Origin of the sequence: Pseudomonas flavocrustae, from assembly GCF_029872515.1 — a bacterium.
GTDB classification, from domain to species: domain Bacteria; phylum Pseudomonadota; class Gammaproteobacteria; order Pseudomonadales; family Pseudomonadaceae; genus Chryseomonas; species Chryseomonas aestiva.
In genome coordinates this window covers 164073-183165 of the sequence record NZ_JAPDIQ010000002.1, presented here as the reverse complement: position 1 = coordinate 183165, position 19093 = coordinate 164073, and the positions used below count along the sequence as shown (strand labels likewise).

General features: G+C 68.2%; 19 protein-coding genes. 15 read left to right on the top strand and 4 right to left on the bottom strand.

The genetic code is table 11. From position 1 onward, the window contains the following. Positions 1-89 precede the first annotated feature (89 nt). Complete coding sequence (locus tag OMP44_RS05530) at positions 90-1490, top strand: ATP-binding protein (protein ID WP_280307262.1); 1401 nt, start codon at positions 90-92, stop codon at positions 1488-1490. After that, positions 1487-2158 (top strand): response regulator, encoded by a 672-nt coding sequence (locus tag OMP44_RS05525; protein WP_280306911.1) that lies wholly within the window; start codon positions 1487-1489, stop codon positions 2156-2158. The genes OMP44_RS05530 and OMP44_RS05525 overlap by 4 nt, the downstream gene beginning before the upstream one ends. A gap of 5 nt (positions 2159-2163) precedes the next feature. On the opposite strand, the gene OMP44_RS05520 is transcribed toward OMP44_RS05525, so the two are convergent. Next, a complete protein-coding gene (locus OMP44_RS05520) occupies positions 2164-3561 on the bottom strand; it encodes a CoA transferase (protein WP_280306909.1) in 1398 nt (465 codons plus the stop codon). Positions 3562-3723: 162 nt separating this feature from the next. On the opposite strand from OMP44_RS05520, the gene OMP44_RS05515 reads away from it, so the two are divergent. From OMP44_RS05515 to OMP44_RS05505, 3 genes are all read left to right on the top strand, one after another. Further along, entirely contained in the window at positions 3724-4767 is a 1044-nt protein-coding gene (locus tag OMP44_RS05515) for an SDR family oxidoreductase (protein ID WP_280306908.1), read from the top strand. Between the two features lie 85 nt (positions 4768-4852). Next, positions 4853-5392 carry a DsbA family protein gene (locus OMP44_RS05510; protein ID WP_280306906.1) on the top strand — a complete coding sequence of 180 codons (540 nt, stop codon included), beginning with the start codon at positions 4853-4855 and terminating at the stop codon, positions 5390-5392. A gap of 113 nt (positions 5393-5505) precedes the next feature. Continuing rightward, complete coding sequence (locus OMP44_RS05505) at positions 5506-5943, top strand: YqaA family protein (protein WP_280307261.1); 438 nt, start codon at positions 5506-5508, stop codon at positions 5941-5943. A gap of 20 nt (positions 5944-5963) precedes the next feature. On the opposite strand, the gene OMP44_RS05500 is transcribed toward OMP44_RS05505, so the two are convergent. From OMP44_RS05500 to OMP44_RS05490, 3 genes are all read right to left on the bottom strand, one after another. Continuing rightward, entirely contained in the window at positions 5964-6746 is a 783-nt protein-coding gene (locus OMP44_RS05500; RefSeq protein ID WP_263259050.1) for a lipopolysaccharide biosynthesis protein, read from the bottom strand. 307 nt (positions 6747-7053) lie between these two features. After that, complete coding sequence (gene uraH / locus OMP44_RS05495; RefSeq protein ID WP_273861178.1) at positions 7054-7452, bottom strand: hydroxyisourate hydrolase; 399 nt, start codon at positions 7450-7452, stop codon at positions 7054-7056. 11 nt (positions 7453-7463) lie between these two features. Then, positions 7464-7940 (bottom strand): GlcG/HbpS family heme-binding protein, encoded by a 477-nt coding sequence (locus tag OMP44_RS05490; protein ID WP_280306904.1) that lies wholly within the window; start codon positions 7938-7940, stop codon positions 7464-7466. 362 nt (positions 7941-8302) lie between these two features. On the opposite strand from OMP44_RS05490, the gene dapA reads away from it, so the two are divergent. The 10 genes from dapA to OMP44_RS05440 all read left to right on the top strand — a co-directional run bounded on the left by dapA (position 8303) and on the right by OMP44_RS05440 (position 19048). Then, entirely contained in the window at positions 8303-9178 is an 876-nt protein-coding gene (gene dapA / locus OMP44_RS05485; RefSeq protein WP_150340685.1) for a 4-hydroxy-tetrahydrodipicolinate synthase, read from the top strand. 12 nt (positions 9179-9190) lie between these two features. Next, the gene (locus OMP44_RS05480; protein WP_183630685.1) at positions 9191-10357 is read left to right on the top strand and encodes an iron-containing alcohol dehydrogenase; all 1167 of its coding nucleotides are present in this window, start codon (positions 9191-9193) and stop codon (positions 10355-10357) included. Then, the gene (locus OMP44_RS05475) at positions 10354-11607 is read left to right on the top strand and encodes a four-carbon acid sugar kinase family protein (protein ID WP_280306902.1); all 1254 of its coding nucleotides are present in this window, start codon (positions 10354-10356) and stop codon (positions 11605-11607) included. The genes OMP44_RS05480 and OMP44_RS05475 overlap by 4 nt, the downstream gene beginning before the upstream one ends. Then, positions 11600-12613, top strand: coding sequence for a 4-hydroxythreonine-4-phosphate dehydrogenase PdxA (pdxA, locus tag OMP44_RS05470; RefSeq protein WP_273861182.1), 1014 nt, complete (start codon positions 11600-11602; stop codon positions 12611-12613). Before OMP44_RS05475 ends, pdxA begins: the two co-directional genes overlap by 8 nt. Before the next feature lie 11 nt (positions 12614-12624). Next, complete coding sequence (locus OMP44_RS05465; RefSeq protein ID WP_280306901.1) at positions 12625-13575, top strand: phosphoglycerate dehydrogenase; 951 nt, start codon at positions 12625-12627, stop codon at positions 13573-13575. Positions 13576-13602: 27 nt separating this feature from the next. Further along, complete coding sequence (locus OMP44_RS05460) at positions 13603-14928, top strand: MFS transporter (RefSeq protein WP_187978850.1); 1326 nt, start codon at positions 13603-13605, stop codon at positions 14926-14928. Between the two features lie 78 nt (positions 14929-15006). Then, on the top strand, positions 15007-16419 hold the full coding sequence (locus OMP44_RS05455; RefSeq protein ID WP_280306899.1) for a sodium:solute symporter family protein: 1413 nt from the start codon (positions 15007-15009) through the stop codon (positions 16417-16419). Next, positions 16406-17536, top strand: coding sequence for a sialidase family protein (locus OMP44_RS05450; protein WP_208694627.1), 1131 nt, complete (start codon positions 16406-16408; stop codon positions 17534-17536). The genes OMP44_RS05455 and OMP44_RS05450 overlap by 14 nt, the downstream gene beginning before the upstream one ends. Positions 17537-17547: 11 nt before the next feature. Further along, positions 17548-18231 carry an SDR family NAD(P)-dependent oxidoreductase gene (locus OMP44_RS05445; RefSeq protein WP_263259041.1) on the top strand — a complete coding sequence of 228 codons (684 nt, stop codon included), beginning with the start codon at positions 17548-17550 and terminating at the stop codon, positions 18229-18231. A 55-nt stretch (positions 18232-18286) separates the two neighbouring features. Next, entirely contained in the window at positions 18287-19048 is a 762-nt protein-coding gene (locus OMP44_RS05440; RefSeq protein WP_280306896.1) for a DeoR/GlpR family DNA-binding transcription regulator, read from the top strand. Positions 19049-19093: the final 45 nt, after the last annotated feature.

The following is a 19093-nucleotide window of genomic DNA, read 5'->3' as shown; positions in this document are numbered from 1 at the left end:
GCGCAGCAGATCAAGAATAGGTTCTGACAGCCACCCGTGGAGCTGCTAGCGTGCCCCTACCTTCCGCTGTCGAGATCCGCATGGGCCTGCTGCGTCTGTCCCTTTCCGCCAAGGTCTTTCTCGCCGCCCTGGCGCTCTGCGCCTTCGCCGTGCTGGGCATGGCCTGGGCCTCCTACCTGAGTTTCTCGCGGGATTTCCTCGGCTATCTCAACGGCCAGGCCGAACAGCGGCTGGATGCCCTGGTACCGCGCTTCGAGCACGCCTACGCCGAGCATGGCGACTGGAATTTCCTGCTCAACCAGCACCCGCCCGAGGCCTGGATCCAGCTGCTGCGCCCGGAATTGCCCGCCAATACCAGCGTCCGCCCCTCCCCGCCGGTGTCGGATCTCACCGGCGCCTTTCTGCGCTTCTCGCTGCTGGATGCCGAGCATCGCTACCTGATCGGCTTTCGCGACCTGCCGCCCGTCCCGCTGTTGCGGGCCATCCACTGGCAGGGCCGGGTGGTCGGCTGGCTGGCGCTGACGCCCTTCGAGGCGGTCATCAGCGACGGCGACCGCCGCTTTCAGCAGAGCCAGATCCGTTCCAGCCTGGTGATCGCCTTCGTCTGTCTGCTGCTGGCCGCCGCCCTGGCCTGGTGGATCGCCCGCACCCTGCTGCGCCCGATCCGCACCGTGGCCGGCGCCACCCATCGCCTGGCGGCCGGCGACTACGGCATCCAGCTGCCCATCCGCTCCGCCGACGAGGCCGGCCAGCTGGCCCAGGACTTCAACCGCCTGGCCCGCGTCCTGGCCAGCAACGAGCTGCAGCGCCGCGCCTTCATGGCCGACATCTCCCACGAGTTGCGGACGCCCCTGGCGGTGCTCAGGGGTGAACTGGAAGCCATGGAGGACGGAATCCGCCCGCTGGACGTGAGCGGGCTGAAGTCGCTGCAGACCGAGGTCGGCTCGCTGAACAAGCTGGTGGACGATCTCTTCGAATTGTCGCTGGCCGAAGTCGGCGGCCCCACCTACCGCCACGAAGCGCTGGACCTGGCGACCCTGCTGGCGCTGACCGCCGATGCCTGGCGCCCGCGCTATCGCCAGGCCGGCCTGGAACTGCGGCTGGAGCTGCCGGACGCCCCGCTGCTGATCCGCGGCGATGAGGCGCGCCTGGGCCAGCTGTTCTACAACCTGCTGGAGAACAGCCTGAGGTACACCGAAGCCCCTGGTCAGGTGCACCTTTCCGCGCGCCAGCTCGGCAACTGGCTGCAGGTCGATCTGCAGGACTCCGCGCCCGGCGTTCCCGCGGCCGACCGCGAACGGCTGTTCGAGCGGTTCTACCGCGTCGAAGGCTCGCGCAGCCGCCGCAGCGGCGGCGCCGGCCTGGGCCTGGCCATCTGTCGCGGCATCGCCGAGGTGCATGGCGGTCAGCTGCAGGCCAAGGAATCACCGCTTGGCGGCCTCTGGCTCGAACTGCGGTTGCCCGCCCTCGCTGACCGGAGCCCGGCATGAGCCAGACCATCCTGCTGGTGGAAGACGAACCCAAGCTCGCCGCCCTGCTGGGTGACTACCTCAAGGCCGCCGGCTTCACCTGCGACTGGTACGCCGACGGCGAACAGGCCCTGGCCGCCCTCCGCGCCACACCACCCGACCTGCTGCTGCTCGACCTGATGCTGCCCGGCCTCGACGGCCTGGAGATCTGCCGCGCGGTACGCACCTTCAGCGCCCTGCCGATCATCATGGTCACCGCCCGGGTCGACGAGATCGACCGCCTGCTCGGCCTGGAACTGGGCGCCGACGACTACATCTGCAAACCCTTCAGCCCGCGCGAGGTGGTGGCCCGGGTCAAGGCCGTGCTGCGCCGCAGCAGCGTGCCGGACGGCCGGCCCGCGCCCAGCGGCCTGCAGCTGGACACCGAGACCTACCAGGCCAGCTTCAACGGGCGGCCGCTGGAGCTGACCCCGGTGGAATTCCGCCTGCTGGCGACCCTGGCCCAGCACCCCGGCAAGGTGCTTTCGCGCGACCAGTTGCTCAACCACCTGCACACCGACTACCGCATCCTCACCGACCGCACCGTCGACAGCCACGTGCGCAACGTCCGCCGCAAGCTGCACCGCCTCGACCCGGACTGCGAGCTGATCCGCTCCATCTATGGCGTGGGCTATTGCCTGGAGACTTGACCCGCTCAGCCTGCGCTCGACCAGGCCGCACTCGCCGATCCCAGCCGCGTAGCCGGCCGCGGCCAGTGCAGGCGCAGGTCGCCGATCTGCAGCGGCGGGCGCAACCGCAGCGCCGGCCCCCAGGCGGTGGGCTCGGGGGTGGCATCGTAGTCGGCGTCCTGCACGCTGGTATAAAGGGGCGCGTAGGCCACGGCGGGATGCTCGGTCAGCAGGCAGGCGGTACGCGCCAGCGACAGGCGCGCGCTCAGCACACGGCCCTCGCGCAGGCGACCGGTGAGGCCGCGGATGACCGCCGCCGCCATCAGGTAGCCGGTGGCGTGGTCGAGGGCCTGGACCGGCAGGGGCACCGGCTGCTCGCGCTGCTGCCAGTCGCGCCCGGCCGCCGCGATGCCGCAGGACAGCTGCACCAGGCTGTCGTAGCCACGTCGCAGGGCCCAGGGCCCGCTCCAGCCGTAGGCGCACAGGGACACGTCGATCAGCGCCGGCTGCAATGCCCGGCGCTGGGCGGCACCATAGCCGAGCCGCTCTAGAGCGTCGGCGCGATAGCCGTGCACCAGGACATCCGCCTCTTCCAGCAAGGCTTCGAACACCCAACGGTCGGCCGGCCGGCGCAGGTCCAATCGCGCGCAGCGCTTGCCCAGCGTCACCTCGGGTGCCTGGGCCGGTTCGTCCCAGTCGGGGGGATCGATCCGCAGCACCTCGGCGCCCAGCCCGGCCAGCAGGCGGGTGGCGATGGGTCCGGCGAGGATGCGGGTCAGGTCGAGGATGCGAATGTCCTGCAAGGGGCGTTGTGGATCGGGGCGCCAGTCGCGCGCGGTGGCAATGGCTGTCCATTCCTGGGCGATCAGGGGTTCGGCGCGAACGGCCTGGCCCTGAGGATGCGCCTGCCAATCCGCCTGGGTACGTAGCCTGGCCGCGCAGCCGCCCGCCGCGACGATGGCCGTCTCCAGGTCTTCGCCCGACCCGCCCGCCATGGCCCGCGCCACGGCGTCATGGCTATTGGCGCAGCCCAGCACGGCCAGGGCACGCTCCCGGTGATGAGGCGCATTGGCGTGCAACCGTAGCCAGCCGTCGCGGGTACGGTAGTCGCCGGTGATCGCATCCCAGACGGCGGGCAATTCCCAGCCCAGGGAACGCAGGGAGGTCTTGAACCAGGCCGCGGCCAGGTGCCGGTCCACCTGCACCGGCAATCCGGGTGCCCCTTCGGCCAGCAGATCGGCGGCGGCCAGGCCGGCGACCCCGATCGCCGCCGTGGCGAGGTCGCTGACCGGAAAGCAGGAGGCCAGGCTATCGTTGCCCCGGACCTGCAGATTTGCCGCCTGGGCGGCAGACAGATCCAGGGCGGTGACGAGTTCGTCGAGCAGGGATTGAAAGACGGCAGGCGTACGGGACGGGTGGGTCAAGGCAAGGTCCTCCGCGGCAGCAGGCAGTGCTCTCACAGTAGCCCTGCCTGCGCGAGCAGGACACCGGCGTTCGTCCGTCTACCGTCCAGCCCGACACGGGGACAAATCGCCCTCTGCCTGGGTCTCCCCTTCATCAGCCCACCCACGCTATCGGGAGACCCCATGACCGCACGACAACTCCTCATCGCCGGCGCCAGCGGCATCATCGGCCAGGCCGTGCTGGACGCCTTCGCCAAGGCCGGCTGGTCCATCACCACCGTCGGCCGCTCGCGACAGGCACCCAGTCGCTTTCCTCATCTGACCGCCGACCTGCTGGACCCGGCCAGCCTGGCCGCGGCCAAGGCCGATCTCGCCGGCGTGACCCATCTCTTCTACAGCGCCCTCAAGCCCAACCCCGACCCAGGCGTCGAGGCGGACGAAAACGCCGCCATGCTGGAGAACCTGGTCGCCGCGGTACGGGATGCCGGCGCCCCCCTGGCCCGCATCACCTTCGTCCAGGGCGGCAAGATCTACGGCGCCCACCTGGGGGTGTACAAGACCCCAGCCCGCGAGGATGACAGCCGCCACTTCCCGCCCAACCTCTATTTCCGCCATGAAGACTTCGTGCGCAGCCTGGAGGCCGACGGCATCCGCTGGACCGCCCTGCGCCCCGACATCGTCATCGGTCACTCACTGGGCTCGGCCATGAACCTGGGCAACCTGATCGGTCTCTACGGCGCCCTGTGCAAGGCGACCGGCACCGCCATGCAATTCCCCGGAACCGAGCAGGCCTATCGCGGCGCCCTGGTCAACGTCACGGCCGCGCCGCTGCTGGGCGAAGCCGCGGTCTGGGCCGCCGAAGAGCAGCACGATGGCGCCTTCAACCTCACCAACGGCGATGTCTTTCGCTGGAGTCACGTCTGGCCACAGCTGGCCGACTGGTTCGGGCTGGACGTGGGCGAGCCGCAACCCATCTCCCTGGCCCAGCGCCTGACCGCGCTGAAGCCGCTCTGGCAGGCGCTGGCGCAAGGGGAAGGACTGGCCGAGGCCGATCCCGAGCGGATTGCGCCCGGGGCCTTCGGCGACTTCATCTTCCATGTCGAGAAGGACGCCATCTTCGATGTGACCAAGGCGCGGCAGGCCGGCTTCGGGCAGATGGTCCTGAGATCGGACGAGGTCCTGCTCGCGCACCTGGAGGACATGCGTCGGCGGCGACTGATTCCCTGAGGCATCCCGCGCCGTCCCGATAGAGGCAAAACGCCCGGGACGACATGCGGTCTCAACCCCAACGTCTCGCCATTGGAGTTCTACCTTGTACGCCGACACCCTCACCTGGGGCCATGGCCCCCGCACCTTCGAAGTCTTTCTCGAGCCCACCTGCCCCTTTTCGGTCAAGGCCTTCAACAAGCTCGACGACCTGCTGACCCAGGCCAGCCCCGAGCGGATCACCCTGAAGATCCGCCTGCAATCCCAACCCTGGCACCTGTTCTCCGGGGTGGTGGTGCGCTGCGTGCTGGCCGCCGCCACCCTCGACGGCGGCAGGGAGAGCGCCAAGGCGGTGCTGGCCGCGGTGGCGGCCCATCGCGAGGAATTCGAGTTCAAGGATCACGCCACCGGACCCAACCGCGACGCCACGCCCAACGACATCATCGCGCGCCTGGAAGGCTACAGCGGCCTGGCCCTGGCCGACGCCTTCGCCAATCCGGACCTGCAGCACGCCATCAAGTGGCACTGCAAGTACGCCCGGCAGAACGGTATCCATGTCTCGCCGACCTTCATGATCGATGGTCTGGTACAACCCGACATCAGCAGCGGGGACTCGGTCGCGGACTGGCTCGCTCGGGTGGGTTGAGCCCCAGGGCTCAGGGTCGAGAGGCGGCATAGCCCGGCCACTCGCGCTATGCTCGGCGGCTTCCTCCCGACCCGAGACAGCCCCTAGATGGCCCTTCCCGCTGGAGCCTCATCCTGGAAGCCCTGAGCGTCTACCTGGGCCTGGCCGCCCTCGCCTTCGGCGCGGCCACCCTGTTGCCCCTGCAATCGGAAGCGGCCCTGGCCGGGCTGCTGCTCACCGGGCGCTATGCCACGGCGCTCCTGCTGCTGGCCGCGACGCTGGGCAATGTCGCCGGCTCGACGCTGAACTGGTGGCTGGGTACCCATCTCGAACGCTTTCGCCAACGCCGCTGGTTTCCAGTGTCGGCGGAGCGCCTTGCGCGTATCCAAGCGGCCTATCAGCGCTGGGGCTGGTGGTCGCTGCTGCTCAGCTGGACGCCCGTGATCGGCGATCCCCTGACCCTGGTGGCCGGGGTGATGCGCGAACCGCTGTGGCGCTTTCTACTGGTGGTGACCCTGGCCAAGGCCACGCGCTACACCGTGGTCTGGGGTCTTGCCCTGGGTTGGCGCTGAGTCGGCCTGGCTATCGTTCGCTAACCAAGCTGACGCCGGCGGCGCCACAACCAGCGCGTTTCCACGGCGGCGAGATCGGCAAGCGGAATCAGGTCAGCGGGAATACGACTGCAGTTCGACAGGTTGAACACCTGGCGACCCGCGGCGCGCATCGCGGTCTGCATGACCTGCAGGCCGGGCAGGATGCGACTGTGCAGGTGCTCGTCGAGGCCGCAGGGCGACGCCGGCGAGCGGCCATCCTCGTAGAACCGCGGACGGTCGCTGTCGAGATCGACGCCGGCAAGATAGATCTCGGTGAATCCCAGGTGATAGGCCAGTTGCAGGGCGATGAAGGCCACCGTGCGGACATCGAAGATGCCGTAATCCAGGTTGCAGCTGAAGCCGATATCCCGGGCGCGACGACTGAACCAGGCAGGCAGCCGTTGCGCCTGTTCCTGTTCGGCGCCCAGGTGGTGCTCCAGGCGTGTGGCTGGCGCGCGGTGCAGCGGATGCGCCTTGGCGGCCAGTTCCGCGGGCAGGGCCTGGATGGCTTTCGGCCAGAGTGCCAGCCGGGTGGCCCGCTCCAGTCCCTGTCGATAGAGCTCGGGTTGCTGCTGCGCGAAACTGAGATCGCTGCAGACGTAGAACAGCGGACTCAGGGGACTGCCCAGCAACTTGGCGATGGCGCCATTCATGGTGATGACCGGAATGTCCCGCCAGACCGGCAGGTTGAGCCTGCCCGCCGACGGCCCCGAGGCCAGCAGCAGCACGGGGCCGCGGTAGGCATTGCGCCAGGCGGCGAAGGCGCCAGCGCTCGAACTCACAGCTTCGGTCGGGCGGAACGAGAGGGGTGAAAGGTACAAGGTACGACTCCTCGGAGTGACGATGACCAGACCTGGCGCGCCGATCGACCACTAGCGAACGCGCCACGTGACAGGGCCCAGCACTGGACAGCGCTGCGGCCCCGTCGCCCATTGTGCGTGAACCTGCCGCTGCTGGATTTCTACCCCAGGTAAAAGTCCGTCGCCACCTTGTATCCGGATCCTTACAAAGTCCGGCGTTGAGTCGTGACCGCTGCTGCCCTGGCGCCTCCCAGGCTGGATACTCTGGCCAGCCTGGGAGGCCTTGCCGCTAGGAACCGCGGTAGGTGCTGAAGCCGTAGGGGCTGAGCAACAGCGGGATATGGTAGTGCTGCTCTGGCTGGGTGACGTCGAACACCACCGGGATCTCGGGGAAAAAGGCGCTGCGGCCCTGCTGGCGATAGTAGTCGCCGGTCTTGAAGACCACCCGGTACTCGCCCTTCTCGAAGGTCCTTTCCTTGGGGAACAGCGCCGGCACCCGGCCCTGCTCGTTGGTGACCTCCTCCGCCAGCGGCTGCCAGCCCTGCCCTACCTGGCGCTCCAGGGTCACGTGCACCCCCGCCGACGGCTTGCCGTCCTCCAGGTTGAGCACGTGGACACTCAGGGGATTGGGCGCGGCGACCGCGAAGCCGGACAGGGCCAGGCCACACAACAGCACGAACGTCTTCATGGAGATTTCCTTCAAGGATGAGAGGTGAGGTTGAGGTGTTCAGCGGCCGCCAGCGCGCAGCGCTCGTCCGCCCCGCCACCGCCGGCACCGGCGATGCCCAGGGCGCCGACCAGCTGGTCGCCTTCGTAAAGGGGGATGCCACCACCGAGCAGCAGCAACTCGGGCAGGGTGACGAGATTGGCCGCATCCGGGTTCTGCCGGGCGCGCTCGGCCAACGCCTGCGACGGGGTGCGGGTGGACAGGGCGGTAAAGGCCTTGCGCCGCGCCGCCTCGGCGTTGTGCGGTCCGACGCGGGTATCGCGTTGCAGGAGGATCAGTTGACCGCTGCGGTCGAGCACCGCGAGCGCGGCGCTGCAGGGCGCGGCCTGCGCCAGTCGCTGCGCGGCCGCGAGGTCGAGATCGGGGTGCTGCGGCAGCGCCGCCTGCGCCTGACCGAGGGTGGCAGCGCCCAGCAGCGTGAGGGTGAGAGAGGGAAGAAAGCGCGACATGATTCGAGGTCCAGGAGATGACCCCGCCAAACTATCCTGATCACTCGGTCAGGAACGGGTACTGCAGAATGACAATTTTGTCAGAAGGATCAGCGAGATAGCTGTCCCGGCCCGACAGCGTCACCCCTCGCCCGCAGCGTTAACATTCCTGCCTCGCGGCGAGTGGGTAACGCGCCGAGGCTCCCGTTGCCTTGATCCCTCTCTATTGCCAGCGACCCGAGTCGACAGTGGCCTCACGAAGGGCCGTTGCTTTCCAGAGGTGCACAGACCCATCGACCACGCAAAACCATCGGGTCGCTATTGATCGATTAGATCAAAACATGCTTTATTGTGATCAGAACAATCACAAGGTAGGCATGACCATGAAATTCCGCGGCATCGTTCCCGCCCTCGTTACCCCCTTTGACGCCCAACAACGTGTCGATGAAAACGCTTTGCGCGGTTTGATCGAAAACCTGATTGGCGCCGGCGTCCACGGCCTGTTCGTACTGGGCACCAACGGCGAGTTCTTCGCCCTCTCCGAAGCCGAAAAGTTGCGTATCGCCGAGCTCACGGTGGACGCCGCGGGCGGCCGGGTCCCGGTCGTAGCCGGTACCGGTGCCTTCGCGACGCACGAAGTGATTGAACTGAACAAAAAGATGGCGGATCGCGGCGTCGATGCCCTGTCGGTGATCACGCCCTACTTCAATGCTGTCAGCCAGAAAGAGCTGATCACTCATTACGAAGCCATTGGCGACGCCTCCCCACTGCCGCTCATGCTCTACAACATTCCGGCCAAGACCGGCATGTCGATCGGCATCGGCGCCGTGGCCACCTTGAGCCAGCATCCGCAGATCAAGGGGATCAAGGACAGCGCGGGCAACTTCGACGCCCTGGTGCAGATGATGAAGTACCGCAGCGATGACTTCGCCGTCTTCGCCGGTACCGACTCCCTCATCTACTGGAACCTGCTGGCCGGCGGCGATGGCGCGGTGGCCGCCACGGCCAACGCAGTACCTCAGGTCGTCATGACCATCTGGAACGCCTTCCAGGCCGGCGATCACGCCACAGCCCGCGCCGCCCAGGAAAAGCTGCGGCCGCTGCGCGATGCCTTCGCCCTGGGCACCATGCCATCGGTACTGAAGAAGGCCGCCGACCTGCTCAACGTCCCGGTCGGCCCCTGCCGCGCTCCGGTCGCGCCGCTGGACGAAGCCACGGTGCACAAGCTCGAAGGCCTGCTGGCCATCTATCGCGACTGACCCGGAGCGCCCATGTCCCTCTATCATTTCCAGACCGTCAAACACCTGGTCCACGGCGCCGGCGCCCTGGATCAGCTCGGCGACAAGCTCGCCCTTCTCGACGTCCCGCTGCGCCGCGTGGTGCTGGTCACCCAGAACGCCATGCATGGCCTGGGCGTGACCGAGCGCGTCAAGGCGCAACTGGCCGCCCGCGACATCGACGTGGCGGTGATCGACAACGTCGAGATCGAGCCGACCCTTGAGAACATCGAGCAGGTCTTTCGCGAGCAGGTCGCGCCGCGCCAACCGGACGCCCTGCTGGCCATCGGCGGCGGCTCGGTGCTGGACGCCGCCAAGCTGTTCGCGGTCATGCTCACCAACGAGCAGTCGCTCAGGTCCATGCTCGGCATCGACCAGGTGGCCCGCGCCGGGCTGCCCACCGTGCTGGTCCCCACCACTGCCGGCACCGGCTCGGAAGTGACGCCCAATGCCATCGTCACCCTGCCCGACGAAGAGTTGAAAGTAGGCGTGGTCAGCCGCCACCTGCTGCCCGCCCTGGTGCTGCTCGATCCACTGCTGACCCTGAGCCTGCCCAAGGCCATCACCGCGGCTACCGGGATGGACGCCTTCACCCACTCCCTGGAGTCCTTCATCTCCAACAAGGCCAACCCGGTCAGCGATACCTTCGCCCTGGAGTCCATGCGCCTGATCGCCGGTAGCATCGTCGAGGCCTACCAGCAGCCGGATTCGGTACGCGCCCGCAGCGACATGCTGCTCGGCTCCACCTATGGCGGCGTGGCCCTGACCGCCGCCGGCACGGCCGCTGTCCATGCCCTGGCCTATCCCCTGGGCGGCAAGTTCCACGTCACCCATGGCGTGGCCAATGCCATGCTGCTGCCCCATGTCATGGCCTTCAACCTGGACAGTTGCGCGCCGCGCCTGAAGCGCGCCGCCCTGGTCTGCGGCCTGGCCCGCGAGGAAGACAGCGACGAAGCCGCCGCACACAAGTTGATCGAACAGATCGCCGCCTGGACCGCCACCCTGGAGATTCCGCAGGACCTGGCCGCCTTTGGTGTCCGCGAGGAACACCTGCCAGAGATGGCCGTGGCGGCGTCCAAGGTCACCCGACTGATGGTCAACAATCCCAAGCCGCTGAGCCTGGACGACATCCAGGCGCTCTATCGGCGGCTGCTGCCATGACCCGCCTGCTGATCCTGGCCGACGACCTCAGCGGCGCCGCCGACTGCGCCCTGGGCTTTGCTAAGGCCCAGGCGACCCGGGTGCTGCTCGACGCCGCGGCCCTGGTTGCCCAGGCACCGGTGACGGCACTGGATCTGGACAGCCGTCGACTGGACGCGCGTGCGGCCGCCGCGCGCCATGCCGCACTGCTCGGGCACCCGGCGTTGGCGGGCGCCGCGCTCTACAAGAAGATCGACTCCACCCTGCGTGGCAATGTCGCCGCCGAGGTAGCGGCCCTCGCCCCGCGCGGCCTGGCCCTGGTAGCGCCCGCCTACCCGGCACTGGGCCGCACGACCCAGGGTGGCATCCAGTATCTGGACGGCGTACCGGTCGACCAGACCGATGTCTGGCGCAACGAGGGCCTGACCGGCAGTGCCGATCTGGTCGCTCAACTGACCGATCACGGCATCAGCTGTGCCCGGCTGGACCTCGCCACCCTGCGTCAGCCGGTGGCCCTGGCCGCCGCCCTGCGCCGCGCGCTGGACAGTGGTCTGCCCGCGCTGGTCTGCGACGCCGAGCGCCAAACGGACCTTGAGGCGCTGGCCCGGGCCTCCGCGCCCTTGGCGCAGCAGCTGTTCTGGGTCGGCTCCGCGGGCCTGGCCGAGGCGCTGCCTGCTGCCCTGGGCCTGACTGGCCACACCGCACTCCGCCCTCCAAGCGACGGCCCGATCCTTACGGTGGTGGGCAGCATGTCACGACACTCCCAGGCCCAGGCCGAGCGTCTGGTGGCGGGGAGCGGCCAACACTGGCAGCGGCTGGCCCCTGCCTGGCTGCTGGAGCCGCAGCACGCCGCCGAGCGTACCGCGCTGGCCACGGCCCTCGCTCGGCAGCTCGCCCGTGGCGAAGACGTCCTGGTGAGCCTTGACCAGCAGGCCCGCGACCCGCGCCAGGCCGTGGCCCTGAGCCAGGCCCTGGCCGAACTGCTGCAGCCCGCCCTGCAGGAGGCCGCCGCCCTCATGGCCACCGGTGGCGAGACCGCACGCGCCCTGCTCGCCCAGGCTGGCATCACCGCGCTGGACCTGCACGGCGCCCTCGCCCCGGGCGTGGCCCTGGCCAGCACCCGCTGGCGCGGTCGCGCCCTGCGGGTAGTGACCAAGGCCGGCGGCTTTGGCCAACCCGACACCCTCCTCGACGCCTGGCGCCACCTGCGCGCCAGCCTACCCGCACAGGCCGCCACGGCCTGCCTGCAGAAGGAAGCCCACCATGTCTGAACGTCCCGTCATCGGCATCACCATGGGTGACGCCACCGGCGTCGGTCCCGAAATCATCATGAAGTCCCTGGCCCACGCCTCGGTCTACGACAGTTGCCGGCCGCTGGTCATCGGCGACGCGGGTCGCCTGGAGGATGCCAATCGCATCGTCGGCGGTCGCCTGCAGATCAACGCCATCGAGCGGCCCGATCAGGCGCGCTTCCAACCCGGCGTGGTGGATTGCATCGACCTCGGGATGATTCCCGCCGACCTGCCCTACGGCAAGCTGTCCGCCCTGGCCGGCGACGCCGCCTATCGCTACATCGAACGCACCGTGCAGCTCACCTCCGCCGGTGAACTCGATGCCATCTGCACCGCCCCGCTGAACAAGGAAGCCCTGCACGCGGGCGGCCATATCTTCCCGGGCCATACCGAGCTGCTGGCGCACCTCACCGGCACCGAGGAGGTGTCGATGATGCTGATGACGCCAATCCTCAAGGTCATCCACGTCACCACCCATATCGGCATCATCGACGCCATCGCACGCATCGAGCCGGGCCTGGTCAAGCGCACCATCGAACGCGCCCACGCCACCCTGCAGCGGGCCGGCATCCAGGATCCCCTGATCGCCGTCTGCGGCATCAACCCGCATGCCGGCGAGAACGGCCTGTTCGGCTACGGCGAAGAAGAAACCAAGATCCAGCCGGCCATCGACGAACTGCGCGCCCGTGGCTGGCGCGTGGAAGGCCCGCTGCCTGCGGACACCCTGTTCTTCCGCGCCGGTCGCGGCGATTTCGACTGCGTGGTGGCCATGTATCACGACCAGGGCCACGGCCCGGTCAAGGTCATGGGCCTGGAAGCGGGCGTCAATGTCACCGTCGGCCTGCCGGTGATCCGCACCTCGGTGGACCACGGCACCGCCTTCGACATCGCCGGTAAGGGCATCGCCGACGAGCGCAGCCTCATCGAGGCGCTGCGCCAGGCCACCGAACTCGCCAGCCGGCACCGCGCCAGCCAGGCCGCCTGAGGAGCCTGACCATGAAAGTCGTCTGCACCTCGCCGTCCTTCGCCAAGTACTCCCGGGAACCGCTCGAGCTGCTGGCCCGCCACGGCATCGACGTGGTGACCCTGCCCGCCGACATCGATGCCGAGGATTTCATCGCCGCGGCCGCCGATTGCCAGGCGGCCATCACCGCCTTCAACGTCTTCGACGCCGCCACCTTCGCGGCCCTGCCGCAGCTGCGCCTGGTGTGCAAGCACGGCGTCGGGGTCGACAACATCGACCTGGACGCGGCCCGCGCCCATGGCGTGACCGTCTGCAACGTGCCCAACTCCAACCGCCATGCGGTGGCCGACTACACCTTCGCCCTGCTGCTGGCCTCGGCCCGCCAGGTGGCCCGCGCCGACCGCGAAACCCGCGCCGGCGAGTGGCCACGGCTGTTTGGCGCGGATGTCCATGGCAAGACCCTGGGCATCGTCGGCCTGGGCAGCATCGGCAAGGAAGTCGCGCGGCGCGCCAGTGGCTTCGCCATGCGCGTCATCGCCCATGACCCCTATCCCGATCAGGCCTTCGCCGACCGCGAACGCATCGAGTTTCGCGCCCTCGACGAGCTCCTCGCCGAAGCCGATTTCGTCACCCTGCACATCGGCCTGTCCGACGCCACTCGCCACCTGCTGGAGGCACGGCGACTGGGCCTGATGAAGCCGGGCGCCCACCTGATCAACGCCGCCCGCGGCGGCATCGTCGATGAAGAGGCGCTCTACCAGGCACTGCACAGTGGCCACCTGGGCGGCGCAGCTCTGGACGTGTTCGAGAACGAGCCGGCCAACCAGCACCCGCTGTACGGGCTGCCCACCGTGGTGGTGTCACCGCACATCGCCGGCTACACCCCGGGCGCGCTGGACATCCTCAGCCTCACCTGCGCCCGCAACGTGGTCGCCGCCCTTACCGGCAGCACCACCCTGGAGTCCGTCGTCGTCGCCCCCTGACCCCCCTACCCCTTTCGGAACCTGATCATGGATAACAACAACAAGGCCACCAGGATTCGCTGGATCATCGCCGGACTGATGTGGACAGCGATCGCCATCAACTATATCGACCGGGTGGTGCTCTCCGCCGCCGCGCCCTTCATCAGCAAGGAATTCGCCCTCAACGCGACCGAGATGGGGCTGATCATGTCGGCCTTCTTCTGGTCGTACGCCCTGCTGCAGTTGCCCGCCGGCTGGCTGGCCGACCGCTTCGGTCAGAAGGCCACCCTGGGCGGCGCGGTGCTCTGGTGGTCGCTGGCGACTGCCCTGACCGGCCTCGCCACGGGCTTCAAGTCGCTGTTCGCCTTGCGCATCGGCCTGGGCATCGGCGAGGCGGCGGCCTACCCGAGCAACGCCGGCATCACCTCGCGCTGGTTTCCCGACAAGGAGCGCGCCACCGTCTCGGGCATCTTCGACAGCGGTTCCAAGTTCGGCGGCGCGGTGGCCATGCCGCTGATCGTCGGCCTGATCGCACTGTTCGGCTGGAAGCTGACCTTCGTCATCAGCGGCGCCCTCGGCATCCTCTGGGCCCTGGCCTGGTTCGCCTTCTACCGCAACGATCCGGAAGACCACCCGCGCATCAACGAGGCCGAGCTGCGCTACATCCGCGAAGGCCAGCGGCGCCGCGAAGGCAATGGCGAGAAGCCGGCCATGCGCTGGTACGAGCTGCTGCGCTATCGCAACGTCTGGGCCATGTGCCTGGGCTTCTTCTTCATCAACTACAACTCCTACTTCTTCATCACCTGGCTGCCCACCTACCTGGTCAAGGAAAAGGGCATGGACCTCATCTCCATGGGCTTCATGGCGGCGCTGCCGCTGCTGATCGCCATGGTGGTGGAAGTCTTCGCCGGCTGGCTGTCGGACCGCATCTACCGCAGTGGCCGCTATTCGCTGACCACCATCCGCAAGACCTTCCTGATCGTCGGCCTGCTGATGGCCTCCTGCATCGGCCTGGCCGCCTTCGCCGAGTCGGCCTGGATCGCCATCGTGCTGCTGTGCATCGCCAAGTCCGGCACCACCGTGGCCGCCACCCAGGTGTGGGCCATGCCCGGGGATATCGCCCCGCGCGGCATGACTTCGATGCTGGCCGGCCTGCAGAACTCGGTTTCCAACATGGGCGGCGTGGTCGGCCCCATCGTCACCGGCTTCATCGTCGCCACCACCGGCTCCTTCAACATTGCCCTGCTGTTCTCGGCGGCGCTGATCGTGGCGGCCATCCTCAACTACCTGTTCCTGCTCGGCCGGGTGGAACCCATCGTCACCGACGACGACCCGGAGGCGGACCTGCTGGGCGCCGGCCAACCCAGCCACTGACGTTCCTCGTTCAGGGCGCCGGCGGCCTGTCGGCGCCCTGTGAAAAAGCTCGTACAACAACAACACGGAGCGATTTCCATGCAGACGTTCGACGTGCAAAGCACCGCCATCATCATCGGGATGGTGGTGGTCTACATCCTCTTCACCACCTGGCTCAGCATCCGCCTGCGCAGCCGCACCAGCGGCGAATTCATGGTGGCCGCGCGCAGCATGCCGGCCTTCGTGGTGGGCATCCTGATGATGTCGGAATTCATCGGCGCCAAGTCCACGGTGGGCACCGCCCAGGCCGCCTTCGAGAGTGGTTTCGCCGCCTCCTGGTCGGTGATCGCCGCGGCCATCGGCTTCCCACTGTTCGGCCTGCTGATGGCGCGCAAGCTCTACGCCTCCGGCGAATTCACCATCTCCGGTTTCATCGCCCAGAAGTACGGCCTGTCCACCAAGCTGATGGTGTCGATCATCATGATCTACGCCCTCCTGCTGGTGAACGTGGGCAACTACGTCAGCGGCGCCGCGGCCATCGCCACGGTGCTCAAGATCAACCTGCCCACCGCGGCCTTCATCACCGCCATCGTCAGTACCCTGTACTACGCGTTCGGCGGGCTGAAGAGCGTGGCCTACGTCAGCATCCTGCACACCGCGGTCAAGTACGTGGGCGTGCTCATCGTCACGGGCGTGGCCCTGCACATGACCGGTGGCTTCACCCCGGTCATGCAGAACATGCCGGAGCACTACTTCACCTGGGACGGCGCCATCGGCGGCAGCAAGATCTTCGCCTGGATCATCGGTACCGTCGGCGCGATCTTCTCCACCCAGTTCATCATCCAGGCGATCTCCTCGACCAAGGATGCCCGCGCCGCGCAACGCTCCACCTTCCATGCCTCGCTGCTGTGCATCCCCATCTCCCTGGCGCTAGGCTTCATCGGGGTCGCGTCCAAGTACCTGCATCCGGAAATGAGCAGCCTCTACGCCCTGCCGGTCTTCCTGCAGTCGATGCACCCGGTGCTGGCCGGCGTGGTGACCATTTCCCTGGTCGCCTCCATCTTCGTCAGCGTCAGCACCGTGGCCCTGGCCATCGCCTCGCTGGTGGTCCGCGACTTCTACGTGCCGCTGCGCAAGCCGACGCCCGAGCGTGAATTCAAGGCCACCCGGGTGATCTCCCTGATCATCGGCTTCGTGCCGCTGTTCTTCGTGTTCTTCGTGCCCGAGATCCTGAACCTGTCGTTCTTTACCCGGGCGCTGCGCCTGTCCATCGCGGTGATCGCCATGATCGCCATCTACCTGCCGCTGTTCGCCACCAATCGCGGCGCGACCCTGGGCCTGCTGGCCTCGACCATCACCACCAGCGTCTGGTATCTGCTGGGCAACCCCTATGGCATCGACAACATGTACGTTGCCCTGGCGACGCCCGCCATCGTCGTGGTCATCGAACGGCTCTTCCCCCAGTCCGCCGCCAAAGCCGCCCCTGCCGAGGTCCCCCATGTCCATCACTGAAATCGCCATCGCCGGCCGCCAGGACAGCTTCCTGCCGACGCCCTATCCGCAGAACCACGCCGCCAACCTGCTGGCTCAGCCCGACGGCACCCTGCTGTGCACCTGGTTCGCCGGCACCCAGGAAGGCAAGGCCGACATCTCGGTGCTGCTAAGCCGCCGCGATCCATCGAGCGGGACCTGGAGCGAGCCCGTGCAGCTGTCGGACGACCCGACCCGCTCCGAACAGAACCCCATCCTGTTCCAGGCGCCGAATTGTCCGCTGTGGCTGCTGTGGACGGCCCAACTGGCCGGCAACCAGGACACCGCCATCGTCCGCCGCCGCCTGTCCACCGATGGCGGCCACAGCTGGGGCCCGATCGAGACTCTGATCGACACCCCCGGAACCTTTGTTCGCCAGCCGCCGGTGGTGCTGGCCAATGGCGACTGGCTGCTGCCGATCTTCCACTGCATCGCCCGCGCCGGCGAGAAGTGGGTGGGCAGCCATGACACCAGCGCCGTGCTGATTTCCGGCGATCAGGGCCGCAGCTGGACCGAACATGCGGTGCCCGAGAGCAGCGGCTGCGTGCACATGAATATCCAGCTGCTGGGTGACGGCAGCCTGCTGGCGCTGTTCCGCAGTCGCTGGGCCGACTTCATCCATGCCAGCCGCTCCCAGGATGGCGGTCGCAGCTGGAGCGCACCTACCCCGACGGCCCTGCCCAACAACAACTCATCCATCCAGTTCGTTCGCCTCACCAGCGGCGAACTGGTGGTGGCCTACAACCCCACCAGCGCCGCCGACTACAGCGAGCGCCGCGCCTCGCTCTATGACGAGATCGACGATGGCGACAGCCGCGTCGATCCGGTGGCGAAGGACGGTGAACGCAGCGCTGTCTGGGGCGTGCCGCGCGGCCCCATGAGCCTGGCCGTGTCCACGGACGAGGGTCAGAGCTGGCGGCGCCTGGACGTCGAGGCCGGCGATGGCTACTGCCTGACCAACAACTCCACCGAGAAGCTCAATCGCGAGTACTCCTATCCGAGCCTGGTGCAAGCGCCCGACGGTGATCTCCACCTGGCTTTCACCTACTTTCGTCAGCGCATCAAGCACGTCCGCCTGCCGCTGGCCGCGCTGCGTTAGAGGAGACGGCGATGACAACTCAGCCTCATGCCCTGATTACCGGCGTCAGCTCCGGCATCGGCGCCGCCATCGCCCAGCGCCTGCTCGCCGAGGGCTGGCAGGTGACCGGCCTCAGCCGCCGCCCGCCCGAGCACAAACATCCGGCGCTGACCTGGATCGGCGTCGACCTGGCCGATGACCAGGCACTGGACGCCGTGCTGGCCGACATTGGCCCGCTGGACGCCATCGTCCATGCGGCCGGCTTCATGCGTACCGCGCCGCTGGGCGCGCTGGACCCGGCCGATGGCACCGCCATGTGGCACCTGCACGTCGCCGTGGCCAGCCGCCTGGTGGACCGCCTGATCGAGCGCCTCGCCGCGGGCGGGCGCATCGTGCTGATCGGCAGCCGCACCATGCAGGGCGCGGCCGGACGCAGCCAGTACGCCGCCACCAAGGCAGCCCTGGTGGGCCTGGTGCGTTCTTGGGCGCTGGAATTGGCTTCGCGTGGCATCACCGTGAACCTGGTGGCGCCCGGGGCGACCGAGACGCCCATGCTGCGTGATCCGGGTCGTGCCGGCACGCCGCCGCGGCTGCCGCCGCTGGGCCGCTATGTGCAGCCTGAAGAGGTCGCGGGCCTGACCGCCTTCCTGCTCGGCCCGGATGCCGGCGCCCTCACCGGCCAGACGCTGACGGTCTGCGGCGGCGCCTCGCTGTGATGTGGGGGAAGCGTGACTGCGCTAGAGTAGCGCCGTCTCTCCCGATGGATTCCCCATGAAGGTCGCCAAACGTCGCCAGGCCATCCTCGAACTGGTCCTCGCCGGTCACACCAACGTCGAAACCCTCTGCCGGCATCTGGGAGTGTCGGAAGCCACGGTCCGCCGCGACCTGACCGCCCTCGCGGAAGAAGGCCAGATCCTGCGCACCTACGGCGGCGCGACCCACATCGGCACCCGTGAGCCCGAGCCATCCCTGGAGCAACGCAGCAACCAGTCCGGCCCGGAAAAGGCCCTGCTCGCCCGCGCCGCCCTGGCTCATATCAATGACCACGACACCCTGGTGCTGGACGGCGGTACCACCACCGCCGCCCTGGCCAAGCTGCTCAGCGAAAGACGCGGCCTGCACGTCATCACCAACAACCTGCTGGCGGTGCCGCTGCTGCGCGACCTGCCCGAAGGCCACGTCACCCTGCTCGGCGGCGACCTCCGCCCCGGCAGCATGTCCACCTTCGGCCCGGCGGCCTTCACCATGCTGGAGCGGCTGTCGGCCGACAAGGTCTTCCTCAGCGCCGACGGCGTGGTCGCCGGCCGCGGCCTTTGCGAGGCCAGTACCGAGCAGGCCTACCTCAAGGAGCTGATGATCCAGCAGGCCGCCGAGGTCTTCGTGCTTGCGGACTCGACCAAGCTGGGGCGTGATCGCCAGCAACACTGGACGCCCCTGAAGACGGACTGGACGCTGATCACCGATGCGACGGCGAGCGAGGTCCTGACCCCCTTCAGGCAGCAGGGGCTGGTAAGGGTTGAAGTGGTGTCCTGAGCGACCTGCCCCCGGCGTCGCCAGCCGCTGGTGATTACGGATAGG